The sequence below is a fragment of the Methyloversatilis discipulorum genome, from assembly GCF_018780585.1.
Taxonomy (GTDB): Bacteria; Pseudomonadota; Gammaproteobacteria; order Burkholderiales; family Rhodocyclaceae; genus Methyloversatilis; species Methyloversatilis discipulorum_B.
Genome location: NZ_JADMJL010000033.1, coordinates 35,883 through 50,382, shown reverse-complemented (window position 1 = coordinate 50,382; position 14,500 = coordinate 35,883). Strand labels below are relative to the sequence as shown.

Annotated in this window: 11 protein-coding genes; 6 read left to right on the top strand and 5 right to left on the bottom strand. The window is 69.3% G+C overall.

Features of this window, described 5'->3' with window-relative positions; translation table 11 throughout:
* Window positions 1-9: 9 nt before the first annotated feature.
* The 4 genes from IV112_RS14600 to IV112_RS14585 all read right to left on the bottom strand — a co-directional run bounded on the left by IV112_RS14600 (window position 10) and on the right by IV112_RS14585 (window position 6,024).
* Window positions 10-1,038 (bottom strand): XdhC family protein, encoded by a 1,029-nt coding sequence (locus tag IV112_RS14600; RefSeq protein ID WP_304004425.1) that lies wholly within the window; start codon window positions 1,036-1,038, stop codon window positions 10-12.
* A 63-nt stretch (window positions 1,039-1,101) separates the two neighbouring features.
* Window positions 1,102-3,312: a xanthine dehydrogenase family protein molybdopterin-binding subunit gene (locus tag IV112_RS14595; protein ID WP_304004423.1), complete on the bottom strand. Its 2,211-nt coding sequence runs from the start codon at window positions 3,310-3,312 to the stop codon at window positions 1,102-1,104.
* 11 nt (window positions 3,313-3,323) lie between these two features.
* Complete coding sequence (locus IV112_RS14590; RefSeq protein WP_304004421.1) at window positions 3,324-3,782, bottom strand: (2Fe-2S)-binding protein; 459 nt, start codon at window positions 3,780-3,782, stop codon at window positions 3,324-3,326.
* A 79-nt stretch (window positions 3,783-3,861) separates the two neighbouring features.
* Window positions 3,862-6,024, bottom strand: a complete 2,163-nt coding sequence (locus tag IV112_RS14585; RefSeq protein ID WP_304004419.1) for a xanthine dehydrogenase family protein molybdopterin-binding subunit — start codon at window positions 6,022-6,024, stop codon at window positions 3,862-3,864.
* Window positions 6,025-6,195: 171 nt separating this feature from the next.
* Between IV112_RS14585 and IV112_RS14580 the strand changes: the two genes are divergently transcribed.
* Window positions 6,196-7,116, top strand: a complete 921-nt coding sequence (locus IV112_RS14580; protein WP_304004417.1) for a LysR family transcriptional regulator — start codon at window positions 6,196-6,198, stop codon at window positions 7,114-7,116.
* Here the strand turns inward: IV112_RS14580 and IV112_RS14575 are convergent.
* A complete protein-coding gene (locus IV112_RS14575; protein ID WP_304004415.1) occupies window positions 7,113-7,892 on the bottom strand; it encodes a ComF family protein in 780 nt (259 codons plus the stop codon). The two genes, IV112_RS14580 and IV112_RS14575, sit on opposite strands and share 4 nt — an antisense overlap.
* 23 nt (window positions 7,893-7,915) lie before the next feature.
* Here IV112_RS14575 and bioB point away from each other — a divergent pair, with 23 nt between their 5' ends.
* The 5 genes from bioB to IV112_RS14550 all read left to right on the top strand — a co-directional run bounded on the left by bioB (window position 7,916) and on the right by IV112_RS14550 (window position 14,486).
* Window positions 7,916-8,896, top strand: coding sequence for a biotin synthase BioB (gene bioB, locus IV112_RS14570; RefSeq protein WP_304004413.1), 981 nt, complete (start codon window positions 7,916-7,918; stop codon window positions 8,894-8,896).
* Window positions 8,897-8,987: 91 nt separating this feature from the next.
* Window positions 8,988-9,890 carry a methyltransferase domain-containing protein gene (locus IV112_RS14565; protein ID WP_304004411.1) on the top strand — a complete coding sequence of 301 codons (903 nt, stop codon included), beginning with the start codon at window positions 8,988-8,990 and terminating at the stop codon, window positions 9,888-9,890.
* Window positions 9,887-10,057, top strand: a complete 171-nt coding sequence (locus IV112_RS14560; protein ID WP_304004409.1) for a hypothetical protein — start codon at window positions 9,887-9,889, stop codon at window positions 10,055-10,057. The genes IV112_RS14565 and IV112_RS14560 overlap by 4 nt, the downstream gene beginning before the upstream one ends.
* Window positions 10,054-11,253, top strand: a complete 1,200-nt coding sequence (locus IV112_RS14555) for an MFS transporter (protein ID WP_304004407.1) — start codon at window positions 10,054-10,056, stop codon at window positions 11,251-11,253. The genes IV112_RS14560 and IV112_RS14555 overlap by 4 nt, the downstream gene beginning before the upstream one ends.
* A 137-nt stretch (window positions 11,254-11,390) precedes the next feature.
* Window positions 11,391-14,486, top strand: coding sequence for an ExeM/NucH family extracellular endonuclease (locus IV112_RS14550; protein WP_304004406.1), 3,096 nt, complete (start codon window positions 11,391-11,393; stop codon window positions 14,484-14,486).
* Window positions 14,487-14,500 lie beyond the last annotated feature (14 nt).

Below are 14,500 nucleotides of genomic sequence, written 5' to 3'. Positions count from 1 at the left end.
CCCCGAGATTCAGTTCGGACCGAGCGTGCACGACGACAGCGTGTCGGCCGCGATGTCGAGCGCGGCCTTGGCGTCGCGCACGTTCAACAGACTGTCGGCGGCGGCGCCGTTCTTCATCGCCACCAGTTCGGCGGCGATCGACACCGCGATCTCGGCCGGCGTGCGGCTGCCGATGTACAGACCGGCCGGACCGCGCAGGCGGTCGATCTGTGCCTCGCTGAGGTCGAATTCCTTCAGCCGTTCGCGGCGCACGTCGTTGTTGCGGCGCGAGCCAAGTGCGGCGACGTAGAAGGCGGGCGACTTCAGTGCCTCCATCAGCGCCAGATCGTCCAGCTTCGGGTCGTGCGTCAGCGCGATCACCGCGGTGCGCGCGTCCGGCTGCATCGCCATCACCACGTCGTCCGGCATGTCGCGCGTCAGCGTCGTGCCCGGTACCGCCCACTCTTCGCTGTACTCCTCGCGCGGGTCGCACACGGTGACCGCGAAATCGAGCGAACTGGCGATGCGCGCGAGGCTGCTCGACAGCTGGCCGGCACCGATCAGCAGCAGTCGGTAGCGTGGGCCGAACACGCTGATCAGCGTGTGGCCGTCGAAATGCAGCGCCTGGTCGGCGTGGCCGGCGTGCAGCGTGGCGCGGCCGCTGGCCAGATCGAGGCGGCGTGTCAGCAGTTCGCCGCGACCCAGTCGCGTCAGCAGATCGTCCAGCGCGCCGGCGTCGGCCAGCGGTTCCAGCACCAGTTGCAGCGTGCCACCGCAGGGCAGCCCGAAGCGGCGTGCCTCGTCGGCGGTGACGCCGTAGCTGACCGAGTGCGCCTCGGTCGGCAGGCCGTCGCGGCGCAGCCGGTAGATGAGGTCGTCCTCGATGCAGCCGCCGGACACCGAACCGACCGCGCGGCCGTCGTCGCGCAGCGCCAGCAGCGCGCCGGGCGGGCGCGGCGACGAGCCCCAGGTGCGCACCACGGTCGCCAGCATGACGTGGTGGCCGTCGCGCAACCAGTCGCGGGCGCGGGTCAGTACTTCGAGATCAAGGCTGTCCATATGTCATTCCTTCATGACGCGGGCGGCGCGCGTGCGCGGCCGCCCGCGGGGGCGATGCGCCGGTCAGGCCTGCAGCTGTTCGCCGATCGGCAGCGTGTGGATCACCTTGCCGGTCGCCGCACGCAGCGCGCTCGCCAGTGCCGGGGCCAGCGGCGGCACGCCCGGTTCGCCGACACCGGTGGGCGCGGCGGCCGACTTCACGATATGCACCTCGACCTTGGGCATTTCGTTGATGCGCAGCACCGGGTAGTCGTTGAAGTTGGACTGTTCGACCACGCCGTCCTTCAGCGTGATCGAGCCGGTCAGCGCGGCGGCCAGCGCGTAGCCGATGCCGCCTTCCATCTGCGCCTTCACCACGTCCGGGTTAACGACCACGCCGCAATCGACGGCGCAGACCACGCGGTCGACCTTGAAGCTGCCGTCCTTCTGCACTGTCACCTCGACCACCTCGGCGACGAAGCTGTTGAACGATTCATGCACGGCGACGCCGCGGCCGCGCTTCGCACCGTCGGCGGCCGGCGCCAGCGGCTTGTTCCAGCCGGCCTTGTCGGCGGCCAGCTTGAGCACGCCGGCGTGGCGCGGGTGCTTCTTCAGCAGCGCCATGCGGTAGGCGACCGGATCCTTGCCGGCGTTCAGCGCCAGCTCGTCGATGAACAGTTCGGTCGCGTAGGCGGTATGGGTCGAGCCGACCGAACGCCACCACTGCACCGGCACCTTCACGTCAGCGTTGGTGGTGTGCAGGTCCACGTTCAGATTGGGAATGGCGTAGGGCAGCGTGGACGCGCCCTCGACCGAGGTGATGTCGACGCCGTCCTTGACCAGCATCGGTTCGAACGGCGAACCGGCGATGATGGACTGGCCGACGATGCGCTGCTGCCAGGCGACCGGCATGCCCTTGGCGTCGAGCGCGGCGCGCACGCGGTGCAGGTAGATCGGGCGATAGAAGCCGCCGCGCATGTCGTCCTCACGGCTCCACACCAGCTTGACCGGCGCGCGGCCGTTGATCGCCTTCACGATCTGCGCGGTTTCGAGCAGGTAGTCCGACTGCGGGTTGGCGCGGCGGCCGAAGCTGCCGCCGGCATACACCATGTTCAGCTTCACGCGGTCGGCTTCGATGCCCAGCGTCTTGGCGAGCGAGAACTGATCGACCGTGTGCAGCTGTTCGCCGTTCCACACCTCGCATTCACCGTTCTCCAGCTTCATGACGCAGTTCAGCGGCTCCATCGACGCGTGCGCCAGGTAGGGGAACACGTATTCCGCCTCGATCACCGTGCCCGCCTTGGCCAGCGCGGCCTCGGCGTTGCCGTCGTTGCGTGCGTTCAGCCCGGGCGTCTTCGCGCGTTCGCGGTAGTCGGCGACGATGGCGTCGCTGCTGCCGCGGAAGGCCTGCGCCTCGTCCCATTCGACCTTCAGCGCGTCGCGGCCCTTCTTCGCGGTCCAGTAGTCGGATGCGAGCACCGCCACACCGTTCGGGATGACGACGACGTCATTCACGCCCTTGATCGCGCGGGCCGCTTTGTCGTCGACCGACTTCACCCGGCCGCCGAAGCGCGGCGGGTGGGCGACCACGGCGACCAGCATGCCCGGCAGCTTCACGTCCTGGGTGAAGGTGGCGCGGCCGGTGGTCTTGGCGACGCTGTCCACGCGCGGTGCGCTGCGACCGATCAGCGTGAAGTCCTTCGGATTCTTCAGCTTCACGTTGGCCGGCACCGGCAGTTGCGCCGCCGCCTCGGCCAGTTCGCCGAAGCCGGCCTTGCGGCCACTGGCGGCGTGCGACACGACGCCGTTCTTCACCGTGATCTGCGACGCCGGCACCTTCCACTGCTGTGCGGCGGCGGACACCAGCATGGCGCGCGCGGTGGCGCCGGCGCGGCGCATCTGTTCGTAGGAGTTGGCGATGGCCGTGCTGCCGCCGGTGCCCTGCGCCTTCCAGAACAGGTTGCTGTAGCGCTTGGCGTCGGCCGGCGCGCCCTCGACCGTCACGCGCGACCAGTCGGCATCCAGCTCCTCAGCGACCAGCGTGGCCAGGCCGGTGTACACGCCCTGACCCATTTCGAGGTGCTTCGACACCACGGTGACCGTGCCGTCGGTGCCGATGCGCAGGAAGGCGTTCGGCGAGAACTCGCCGTCGACCATCGCGCTGCCGGCGTGACCGGGACCGCCGACCTCGGCCAGTGCAACGGTCGGCGCGACGATGGCGAGTGCCAGCCCGGCGCCGCCCTTGAGGAAGCCGCGGCGGGTGGTCTGGAATGCATTCTCGATGCGGAAATTCATCTGTGCGCTCCTCAGGCCAGTGACTTGGCGGCTTCGTGGATGGCCGCGCGGATGCGGACATAGGTGGCGCAGCGGCACACGTTGCCGCTCATCGCGGCGTCGATGTCGGCGTCGGACGGCTTCGGGTTCGAAGCGAGCAGCGCGGTGGCCGACATGATCTGGCCGGACTGGCAGTAGCCACACTGCACCACGTCCAGCTTCTGCCAGGCGGCCTGCACGGCAGCGCCGACCTTGGCTTCGCCGACCGATTCGATGGTGGTGATCTTCTTGCCGGCGACGGCCGAGATCGGCGTCACGCAGGAGCGCGTAGCCTGGCCGTCGACGTGCACCGTACAGGCGCCGCACATGGCGATGCCGCAGCCGAACTTGGTGCCGGTCATGTTCAGGCCGTCGCGCAGCGCCCACAGCAGCGGGGTGTCGTCGGGCAGGTCGACCGCGACGTCGCGGCCATTCAGATTGATCGTTGCCATGGTTGAGCCCTCATCGATGGCGGTCGGGCCGCCGGTGGTGGTTGGAATGCGCGGGCGGTGCCCGCAGTTCAAACGGAAATCAGGTGGTCTTCAACTGCCCGGCGATCGGCAGCGTGCGCACGCGCTGGCCGGTGGCGGCGAACACCGCGTTCACCACGGCCGGAATCGCCACCGAGGTGCCGGGTTCGCCGACGCCGCCCGGCGCTTCGGCGCTGGGCACGATGTGGACGTCGATCCGCGGCGCTTCGTTCATCCGCATCATGCGCACGTCGTGGAAATTGCTCTGCTGAACGCGGCCGTCAGCCAGCGTGATCTCGTTCCACAGCGCAGCGGTGAGGCCGAACATGATGCCGCCCTCCATCTGTGCGGCGACGGTGAGCGGATTGACCGCGAAGCCGCAGTCGATGACACAGGTGACACGGCGTACGCGCACCTCGTTGTCGGTATTCACCTCGACTTCGGCCACCTGGGCGACACGGCTGCCGAACACGTGCATCAGTGCAATGCCACGGCCGGCGCGCGTACCGGCGGCGGCCTTCAGCGGCGTGCCCCAGCCGGACCTCTCCGCCGCCAGATCGAGCACGGCGCGCGTGCGGGCGTCCTTGACCAGCGCGCGGCGGTAGGCCACCGGGTCCTGTCCGGCGGCCGCGGCGAGTTCGTCGATGAAGCCCTCGACCACGAAGCCGTTGCGGGTCGGCCCGACGCCGCGCCAGAAGGCGGTCGGTACCGCCGGCGGCTCGACCTGCTGGTACTCGACTTGCATCGCCGGGATCGCGTAAGGCAGTTCGACCGCACCATCGACCGCGTCCGGATCGACGCCGTCCTTGAAGGCCGGCGGGAAGAAGCGGGCCATGATGGACGAGCCGGCGATGCGGTGCGTCCACGCCACCGGCATGCCCTTCGCATCGACCGCTGCGCTGATGCGGTCGAGATAGGGCGGGCGATACATGTCGTGCTGGATGTCCTCCTCGCGCGTCCATACGACCTTGACCGGGCCGCGCACCTGCTTGCCGATGGCCACCGCCTGGGCGATGAAATCGACTTCGAGCCGACGGCCGAAACCGCCGCCCAGCAGATGGTTGTGGATGCGTACCTGCTCGGGCTTCAGGCCGGCGGTCTGCGCGGCCACCGCCTGCGCGATGCCCGGCACCTGGGTGCCGACCCAGACGTCCAGGCCATCGGCCTTCAGGTCGACCGTGCAGTTGATCGGCTCCATCGTCGCGTGCGCCAGCATGGGCTGGCGGTAAATGGCGTCGACGCGGCGGGCGCCGGTCTTCATCGCGGTCGCCGCGTCGCCGGCCCTGTGGGCGATGGCGCCCGGACCTTCGGACGACTTTTCGAGGTGAGCGAAGATCTGCGCGGTGTCGAGCTTGGCGTGTGCGCCGTCCTTCCAGCGCGGCGCACAGGCGGCGAGGCCCTGCTTGGCGGCCCACATGTGGTCGGCGACGACGGCCACCGCGTTGTCCAGCTTCACCACCTGGCGCACGCCTTTCACCTTCTGCGCGGCCGCGTCGTCGACACCGGCCAGCGTGCCGCCGAACACCGGCGAGGCGGCGACGGTGGCCACCTTCATGCCGGGCAGTACGACGTCGATGCCGAAGCGTGCGCTGCCGTTCACCTTGCCGGCGGCGTCGATGCGGCGCACCGGCTTGCCGACCAGGCGGAAGTCCTTCGGGTCCTTCAGCGTTACGGCCGTGGGCACCGGCAGCGTGGCGGCGATATCCACCAGTTCGCCGTAGCCGGCGCGGCGTCCGCCGGCTGCGTCGATCACCGTGCCGTCGCGGGTGGTGAGCCTGGCGGCGTCGGTATTCCACTTCTTCGCCGCCGCCTGGACCAGCAGCGTGCGCGCGGTCGCGCCCGCTTCGCGCATCGGTTTCCAGGCGCCGCGTATCGAGGTCGAGCCGCCGGTGATCTGGGCGCCGATGATGGGGTCGGCGTACTTCGGGTCCGGCGGCGCGTGTTCCAGCTTCACCGCGTCCAGCGGCACGTCGAGTTCTTCGGCAATCAGCTGCGGGATGGCGGTGTAGGTGCCCTGGCCCATTTCGACCTTATGCATCACCAGAGTGACCACGCCGTCGCGGCCGATGCGGATGAAGGCGTTCGGTTCGAAGCGTGCGTCCTCTGCGGCCAGCGCACGTGCGCCCGGCAGGTTCAGTTCGATCAGCAGGCCGCCACCGGCGGCCGCGCCCAGCTTCAGGAAGCTGCGTCGGCTCAGGCCCGTGCTGGGGGCAATGATGTTCATGGGGATACCTCCGTACTGCGGAAACCCGCGGGCGAATCAAAGGCGGCGCATCGGGGCGAGGCGTCGTCGCGCTCGTTGACCGGGGCGGGGTGTGCCCGCGCTTTCGCACGACACAGTGCGAAACATAGTCGCTTTGTTTTTTTAGATCGACGGGGTAATCTTTCAAGCCATATGAAGCAGAACTTCAAACTGGAGCCCGCCATGCTGCCGGCGCTGAGCGCTTTCGAGTGCGTGGCACGGCATGCGAGCTTCACCCGTGCGGCGGCCGAACTGGGCGTGTCGGCATCGGCGCTGTCACAGAGCGTGCGCACGCTGGAACAGCGGCTGGGCGTGCGACTGCTCACCCGCACGACGCGCAGCGTGTCGCTGACCGAAGAGGGCGAGCGCTTCTACGACGGCGTGCGCGTCGGGCTGGATGAACTGGGCGCGGCGCTGGACAGCCTGGCCCAGTCGCAGGGGCGGGTCACCGGCACGCTGCGCATCAATATGCCGCGCCCGGCCTATCGCGTGCTGATCGCGCCGCATCTGGCCGGATTCGCGGTGCGTCATCCGGATGTGCAGCTGGAACTGGCGCTGGACGACGGGCTGGCCGACATCGTGGCCGAGCGCTTCGACGCCGGCATGCGCCTGACCGACACGATAGAGGCCGACATGGTGGCGGTGCGCATCGGCGGGCCCAACCGCATGATCACCGTCGCCGCGCCGGACTATCTGGCGCAGCGGCCGCCGCCGCAGTCGGTGGACGATCTCGGCCGCCACGAATGCGTGCGCTACCGTTACGCGTCGAGCGGTCGCACGATGCGCTGGATATTCCAGCGCGACGGCCGGCCGCTCGAGGTCGAGGTCGATGGTCGCTACATCGTCAACGACGCCGAAGCCGAAATCGATCTGGCGCGCCGCGGCCTGGGTATGGTGCAGACGCTGGATTCGCTGGTCGCCGACGATCTCGCGCGCGGCACGCTGCGTGCCGTGCTGACCGATGTCGCGATGCCGATGTCGGCGATACACCTGTATTTCCCGAGCCGGGCGCAGATGCCGGAACGCCTGCGCGCCTTCATCGACTACTTCCAGCAGGCGAACGAGGCGCGCTAGGGTCTGTTGCCATTGAATCGCGGGCCGCGCAGCTTCGGCGTGCGCGCCAGCACCAGATTGGTCACCGTCAGCGCGCCGCCCGCCTTCAGCACGCGGGCGACCTCGTGCAGGCTGGCGCCGGTGGTGAGCACGTCGTCGATCACCGCGACATGCAGCCCGGCGACCTCGGCGTGCAGCGCGAAGGCGCCGCGTACGTTGCGCCTGCGCTGCGACCACGCGAGGTCGCGCTGCGGTGGCGTGTCGTGCAGGCGCTCCAGGCCGAAGGCGTCGAAGCGCAGCTGCGCACGTCGAGCCAGCAGGCGGCCGATCTCGACCGACTGGTTGAAACCGCGTTCGGCCAGCCGCCGCGGATGCAGCGGCATCGCCAGCAGCAGGTCGGCCGGTGGCAGGCCCAGCGCCAGCAGCGCATCGGCGAACAGCCCGGCCAGCGGCAGCTGGGCGCGGAACTTCAACGCGTGGATCAGCCCGTCGGCCGGCTCGGCGTAGGCCCACACGGCCAGCGTCGCGTCGAAGGCTGGCGGATGCTTCAGACAGCGGCCGCACACCTGTGCCGTCGGCACCGGCAGCGCGCACACCGGGCAGTGCGCCGCCGGCAGTCGCGGCAGCTCGTCGCGGCAGCCGTCACACAGCAGCGCCTTGCCGGCAGGCAGGCCGCACAGCCTGCAGTCCTGCGGCAGCAGCAGGTCAAGGACACGGCGCGCCGTGCCGCCGATCACGCGCTGCAACATGAAGGGCCTGTTTTCGAAGAAAATGGCGGCTTCGCCGTTCTGACGCATTCGCGTGCGCCCGTCTTGTACTCATGCACACCCAGGTCATCCATCTGCCGCCATCCTCCCGTTCGCAAGCGCCCCAGCGCTGGACCACCGAACAGGTCGAGGCGCTGTACGAACTGCCGTTTGCCGATCTGATGTTCCGCGCACAGACGGTACATCGCGAGAACTTCGATGCCAATGCCATCCAGCGGTCCACGCTGCTGTCGATCAAGACCGGCGGCTGTCCGGAGGACTGCGGCTACTGCCCGCAGTCGGTGCGCTACGACACCGGCGTCACCAGCCAGGAGCTGATGCCGATCGACGAAGTGCTCGAAGCGGCCCGTGCCGCGAAGGATGCAGGCGCTACCCGCTTCTGCATGGGCGCGGCCTGGCGTGGTCCGAAGGACCGCGATGTCGAGAAGGTGGCCGAGATGATTTCGGCGGTGAAGGGCCTCGGCCTGCAGACCTGCGCCACGCTGGGCCTGCTGCGCGAGGGCCAGGCCGAGAAGCTGAAGGAAGCCGGCCTCGACTACTACAACCACAACATCGACACCGCGCCCGACTACTACGGCGAGGTGATCGGCACGCGCACCCAGGAAGACCGTTTCGACACGCTCGAAGCGGTGCGCGAAGCGGGCATGAACGTGTGCTGCGGCGGCATCGTCGGCATGGGCGAATCGCGCCGCGCGCGCGCCGGCCTGATCGCCACGCTGGCGTCGATGGACACGCCGCCGGAATCGGTGCCGATCAACAATCTGGTCAAGGTCGAAGGCACGCCGCTGGCCGATACGCCGGATCTCGATCCGTTCGAGTTCGTGCGCACCATCGCCGCCGCCCGCATCACGATGCCGAAGAGCTATGTCCGCCTGTCGGCCGGGCGCGAACTGATGAGCGACGAAATGCAGGCGATGTGCTTCCTCGCCGGCGCCAATTCGATCTTCTACGGCGACAAGCTGCTCACCACCGGCAATCCGCAGGCAGAGAACGATCGCCGTCTGTTCGAGCGGCTGGGTATCCGTTCGACGTGAGCGCCGCTCGGCCGCCCGAAGGCGCTAAGCCCTCCCTCGGGGAGGTGTCGCGCAGCGACAGGAGGGTCGTCTGATGCCGCGGGAGGTGGCGATGACCTCTTCCGTACCGCCAGACTTTGCGCTCGACGCCCGTGCAGTCGCACGCGGCTTCGAGCGTGCCGCCGGTCGTTTCGACAGCGCCGCGGTGCTGCACCGGGAAGTCGCCCGCCGGATGGCCGAGCGGCTCGATCTGGTCACGCTGAAACCGCATCGCCTGCTCGATCTGGGCTGCGGCAGCGGCGCCGACCTGCAGCCCTTGCGCGCGCGCTATCCCGACGCACTGATGACCGGTCTCGACCGTTCGGCGGCGATGCTGGCACACGCGGCCACCCGCACGCCGCGCTGGCGCCGCTGGCTGCCCGGCGTGCTGGGCGGCAGCCAGACCGCAGTCGTGCAGGCCGACATCGCGCAGCTGCCGATCGCTCCGCGCAGCCACGATATGGTGTGGTCCAACATGGCGCTGCACTGGCTGCCCGATCTGCCGGTCGCATTGCGCGAGGTGCAGCGCACGCTGCGCGTTGGCGGCCTGTTCATGTTCTCGATGCTGGGCCCGGACACGCTGCAGGAATTGCGCGCAGCGCTGGTCGAGGCCGGCCTGCACGGCCGCGTGCACCGCTTCATCGACATGCACGACGTGGGCGACATGCTGGTCGAGGCCGGCTTTGCCGAGCCGGTGATGGACATGGAGCACATCACGCTCACCTTCGCGTCGCCGGCCGATCTCTATCGCGATCTCGCCGACACCGGCAGTTTCGGTGCGCTGGCAACGCGCCCGCGCGGGCTGCTGACGCCGCGCGCGAGGTCCCGGCTCGACGCGGCGCTGCTGCGCAGGCTCGACGACGGCCGTCTGCCGGCAACCATGGAAATCATCTACGGACACGCCTGGCGCGGCGAGCCGAAGCAGACCGAAGACGGTCGCGCCATCATCAAGTTCGAGCGCGGAGGTCGGCGATGAACGAGAAGTCGGCTGCCCGGCTGAGCAGCAAGCGGCGCACCTTGAAGCCGCGCAACCCGCTGGCCACGGCGGCGCTGATGCGCAAGGGCGGCGAGCACGCGCGTACCGACAAGAAGGCCGGGCGCGCCCGCCAGAAGGCGGCCTGGCTGAAGTCGCGCGACGAGTGAGCGTGCGCACCGGCAGCACCGCGCGCCTTACGCTGCTGATGTGCGCGGCCGAGGTGCTGGGCATGACCAGCCTCGCCGCCTACCCGTCCTTCCTGACCGAACTGTCGGCGCTGTGGTCGCTCAGCGGCGCCGAAGCCGGCTTCATCGGCGGCGCCTTCTTCTTTGGCTACATGGTGGCCGTGCCCTTCCTGTCAGGCGCCACGGACCGCGTCGACGCGCGCCTCGTGTTCGTGCTGTCCAACCTGCTGATGGCGCTCGGCATGATCGGCTTCGCCTTCGCCGCGCACGGGCTGTGGAGCGCGGCTTTCTTCCAGGCGCTCAGCGGCGCCGGGCTGGCGGGCTGTTACATGCCCGGCCTGCGCGTGCTGGCCGACCGCGTGCCGCACGACGCCGGTACCCGTCACATCGCCTTCTACACGTCGAGCTTCGGCATCGGCACCAGCGCCGCGCTGCTGCTGGCCGGCGTGCTCGGCCGCCATCTCGGCTGGCACATCGCGGTGGCGCTGATGGCCATCGGCCCGCTGCTCGCCGCCGCGCTCGTCTGGCTGAACGTCACCCATGTTGCGCCGCCGGCCGCGCACGAAGCGCACTGGCTGCCGCGCTTCGGCCCGGTGCTGGCGCATCCGCGCGTGCGCAGCCTGGTCAGCGGCTATGCCGTGCATTGCTGGGAACTGTTCGGCCTGCGTTCCTGGCTGGTCGCCTTCATCGCCTTTGGCTGGACGCTGTCGGCAAGCACGCCCCGGCTCGCGCCGACCGAGGCGGCGGCGCTGGTCATGCTGCTGGGGCAGCCCGCCAGCATACTGGGCAACGAGGCGGCCAGCCGCTTCGGACGCCAGCGCTGGATCGTCTGGATGATGATCGCGTCGGGCCTCATGTGCTGGGTCGCCGGGGCCGCGGCCGGCGGACCGTGGTGGCTGCTGCTCATCCTGCTGTCGCTGTACAACGTGACCGTGATGGCCGACTCGGCCTCTCTCACCGCAGGGCTGGTGCACGCCGCGCCGGTGGCGCAGCGCGGCGCGGCGATGGCGCTGTACTCGCTGGGCGGCTTCGGCGCCGGCTTCGTCGCGCCGCTGGTGTTCGGTGCCGCGCTCGATCTCGGCGGCGGCGCGACCGTCCCGCTTGCATGGATGTTCGGCTTCGGCACGCTGGGCGCCGGTTGCCTGCTGTGGGCGATGCTCGGGCGGCGGGCGGCATAGTTCCTTCGGACCATCGATGCGGGCGCGTGCAGCCACGCGACGGTCATGCTGGCGATCTAGTCTGATGTCTTTCGGCGTCCAGGGCCCGCATGCGGCGGGACCTTGGGCTACGCTAGACATCTCGACCGGATTTCCACATGTCATCGAAAAGTGTTCGCCCGGTGCTGCCGCGCACCCTCGTTCTGGCGCTTGCCGCCGCCGGTCTGCTCAGTCAGCCGGCACTCGCCGACAGCACGCCGCAAGCGCTGCCCTTTGGTCAGGACTGGTCGAACATCGGCCTCATCGTCGGCAACGACGACTGGTCTGCGGTGCCGGGCGTCACCGGTTATCGCGGTGACAGCCTGACCGGCGCCACGGCTGCCGATCCGCAGGCCATCGTCGCTGACGGCAACGGCACGCCGGTGGACGTCAATGCCAACCAGACAACTCCGGACTCCTTCACCACCGGTGGTGTGACCGAATTCCATCTGGCCGATCCGGTGGTCGCGCTGACCGGTTCCGGTACCGCCGACGCGCCCTTCCTGCTGCTGTCTCTCGACACCAGCGGCCGCAGCGGCATCACCGTGCGTTACGACCTGCGCGATCTCGATGGTTCGACCGACAACGCGGTCCAGCCGGTGGCGCTGCAGTATCGCGTCGGCAACAGCGGCAACTTCATCAACGTGCCGGCCGCCTTCGTCGCCGATGCGACCGAAGGTCCGTCGCTGGCCGGCAAGGTGACGCCGGTGTCGGTGACGCTGCCGGCAGCGGCCGACAACCAGCCACTGCTGCAGCTGCGCATCATCACGACTAACGCCGTGGGCAACGACGAATGGGTGGGCGTCGACAACATCGTGGTCGATGGCAGCAACGGCGGTGGCGTGAATCAGCCCATCGTCACCCGCTGCCCGGCGCTGAGCCTGCAGGCGGGTGAGGGCGGCGGCGTGAATGTGTCGGCCAGCGATGCCGACAGCACGGTCAATGCGCTGAGCCTGATCGGCAGCCTGCCGACCGGCATCACGCTGGGTGCGCTGACGCCCGCTGCCGGCGACGGCGCCAGCGCGTCGGCCAGCGTCACCGTCGCTGCGAGTACCTCTGCCGGCAACTATGCCATCGGACTGCGCTTTGCCAATGACGACGCACAGACCGCCGACTGCACGGTCGACATCACCGTCGCCACGGCGGCGGCGATCACACCGATTCCGGCCATCCAGGGCAGCGGCAGCGCCAGTCCGCTGAACGGCCAGACGGTCACCACCGAGGGCGTCGTCACCGCGGTGTTCCCCGGCCTGTCCGGCTACTACCTGCAGGACGAAGCGGGCGATGGCGACGTCGCCACCTCGGACGGCATCTTCGTCTACGCGCCGGGCAGTACCGCTCAGGTCGGTCAGCGTCTGCGCCTGAGTGCTGGCGTGACCGAGTTCAATACGGTGACCGAACTGGTGTCGCCGACCGCCGTCCAGGTGCTGGGCAGCGGCGTGAGCGTGCAGCCGACCGACGTCGTGCTGCCGGAAACGTTCGAAGGCGAGCTGGAGCGCTACGAGGGCATGCTGGTGCGCATCGTGTCCCCGCTCACCGTGTCACAGAACTACTTCCAGGGGCGCTACGGGCAGGTGACGCTGTCTGCCGACGGGCGTCTGGAAATCCCGACCAACCGCCATGCCGCGGGCACTGCCGAAGCGCTCGCGCTGCGCGACGACAATGCGCGCCGCCGCATCGTGCTCGACGACGGTTCGACTGCGCAGAATCCGAATCCCATCCCCTTCATCGGTGCCGACGACACGCTGCGCGCCGGCGATACGGTGCAGACGCTGACCGGTGTGATCGACCACGGCCTGATCACTGCCGCCAGCGACGGCCCGCGCGACTACAAGATCCACCCGACCGTCGCCCCGGTGTTCGAGCGCACGCATCCGCGCACCGCAGCGCCGGCACCGGTCGGCGGCAATGTGAAGGTAGCGAGCTTCAACGTGCTGAACTACTTCACGACGGTCGATCAGGCCGGCGCGTCGTGCTTCCCGTCGGGCACGCGCAGCGACTGCCGTGGCGCCGACAGCGCGCTCGAGTTCTCGCGCCAGCAGGCCAAGATCGTTGCCGCACTGCGCGCCATCGATGCTGACGTGGTGGGCCTGATCGAGATCGAGAACAACGGTCAGACCGCGGTGAACAATCTGGTGTCGGCGCTGAACGCGGCCTACGGCGCCAATGTGTACGTCGCGGTCGGCGTGCCGGTCGGCGGCAGCGGCGGCGATGCCATCCGCCAGGCCATGATCTACAAGCCGGCGCGCGTGTCGACGGTGGGCGCGGCGATCAGCGACACGGCCGCCATCCACAACCGTCCGCCGCTGGCACAGACCTTCGCAGCCACCAACGGCGAGCGCTTCAGCGTCGTCGTCAATCACTTCAAGTCGAAGTCCTGCGGCGACGCGGCCGGTGTCGAGGCCGACCAGGGCGACGGCCAGGGCTGCTGGAACCCGCTGCGCGTGCAGCAGGCCGCCGCGCTGAACGCCTTCGTGCAGCAGCTGACAACGGGCAGCGGCGCCACCGACGTGCTGGTGATCGGCGATCTGAACGCCTACTCCAAGGAGGACCCGGTCAATGCGCTGACCGCGGCCGGCATGGTGAATCTGGCCGCCGGCATCGATCTGGCCTACAGCTACACCTTCGACGGCGAGAGCGGGGCGCTCGATCACGCGCTGGCCACGCCTGCGCTGGCGGCGAAGACCAGCGGCATCGCGCACTGGCACATCAACACCGACGAGCCCTTTGTCATCGACTACAACACCGAGTTCAAGCCGCAGGACCTGTACGCGCCGCACGCCTACCGGTCGTCGGATCACGACCCGGTGGTGATCGGGCTGTCGCTGCAGAAGAAGATTGCCGGCACGGCCGGTCGTGACCGCCTGAACGGCAGCGCCGGCGACGACGTGATCACCGGTGGCGCTGGCGCGGACACGCTGACCGGTGGTGCCGGCGCAGACACCTTCGTCTATCAGTCGATGCGCGACGCGGCCGACCTCATCACCGACTTCGCGCCGGCGCAGGACGTGCTCGATCTGCGCGCCCTGCTGGTCGGTCTGGGCATCGTCGGCGATCCGCAGCAGTCCGGCCACCTGCGCCTCGTTGCGAACGCTGCCGGCACGCTGGTGCAGATCGACAGCGACGGCTTTGCCGGCACCGGGGTGCCGCGCACGCTGGTCACGCTGAGCGGTGTGCAGCCCGGCCAACTGAGCGGCCAGAACTTCGCCTACTGAGCCCTATCCCGAAT

Coding starts and splice junctions, on each gene's coding strand:
- IV112_RS14575 (WP_304004415.1), bottom strand. CDS start 7,892: ATGCGTCAGAACGGCGAAGCCGCCATTTTCTTCGAAAACAGGCCCTTC.
- IV112_RS14550 (WP_304004406.1), top strand. CDS start 11,391: ATGTCATCGAAAAGTGTTCGCCCGGTGCTGCCGCGCACCCTCGTTCTG.
- IV112_RS14565 (WP_304004411.1), top strand. CDS start 8,988: ATGACCTCTTCCGTACCGCCAGACTTTGCGCTCGACGCCCGTGCAGTC.
- IV112_RS14595 (WP_304004423.1), bottom strand. CDS start 3,312: ATGAATTTCCGCATCGAGAATGCATTCCAGACCACCCGCCGCGGCTTC.
- IV112_RS14580 (WP_304004417.1), top strand. CDS start 6,196: ATGAAGCAGAACTTCAAACTGGAGCCCGCCATGCTGCCGGCGCTGAGC.
- IV112_RS14600 (WP_304004425.1), bottom strand. CDS start 1,038: ATGGACAGCCTTGATCTCGAAGTACTGACCCGCGCCCGCGACTGGTTG.
- IV112_RS14590 (WP_304004421.1), bottom strand. CDS start 3,782: ATGGCAACGATCAATCTGAATGGCCGCGACGTCGCGGTCGACCTGCCC.
- bioB (WP_304004413.1), top strand. CDS start 7,916: ATGCACACCCAGGTCATCCATCTGCCGCCATCCTCCCGTTCGCAAGCG.
- IV112_RS14560 (WP_304004409.1), top strand. CDS start 9,887: ATGAACGAGAAGTCGGCTGCCCGGCTGAGCAGCAAGCGGCGCACCTTG.
- IV112_RS14585 (WP_304004419.1), bottom strand. CDS start 6,024: ATGAACATCATTGCCCCCAGCACGGGCCTGAGCCGACGCAGCTTCCTG.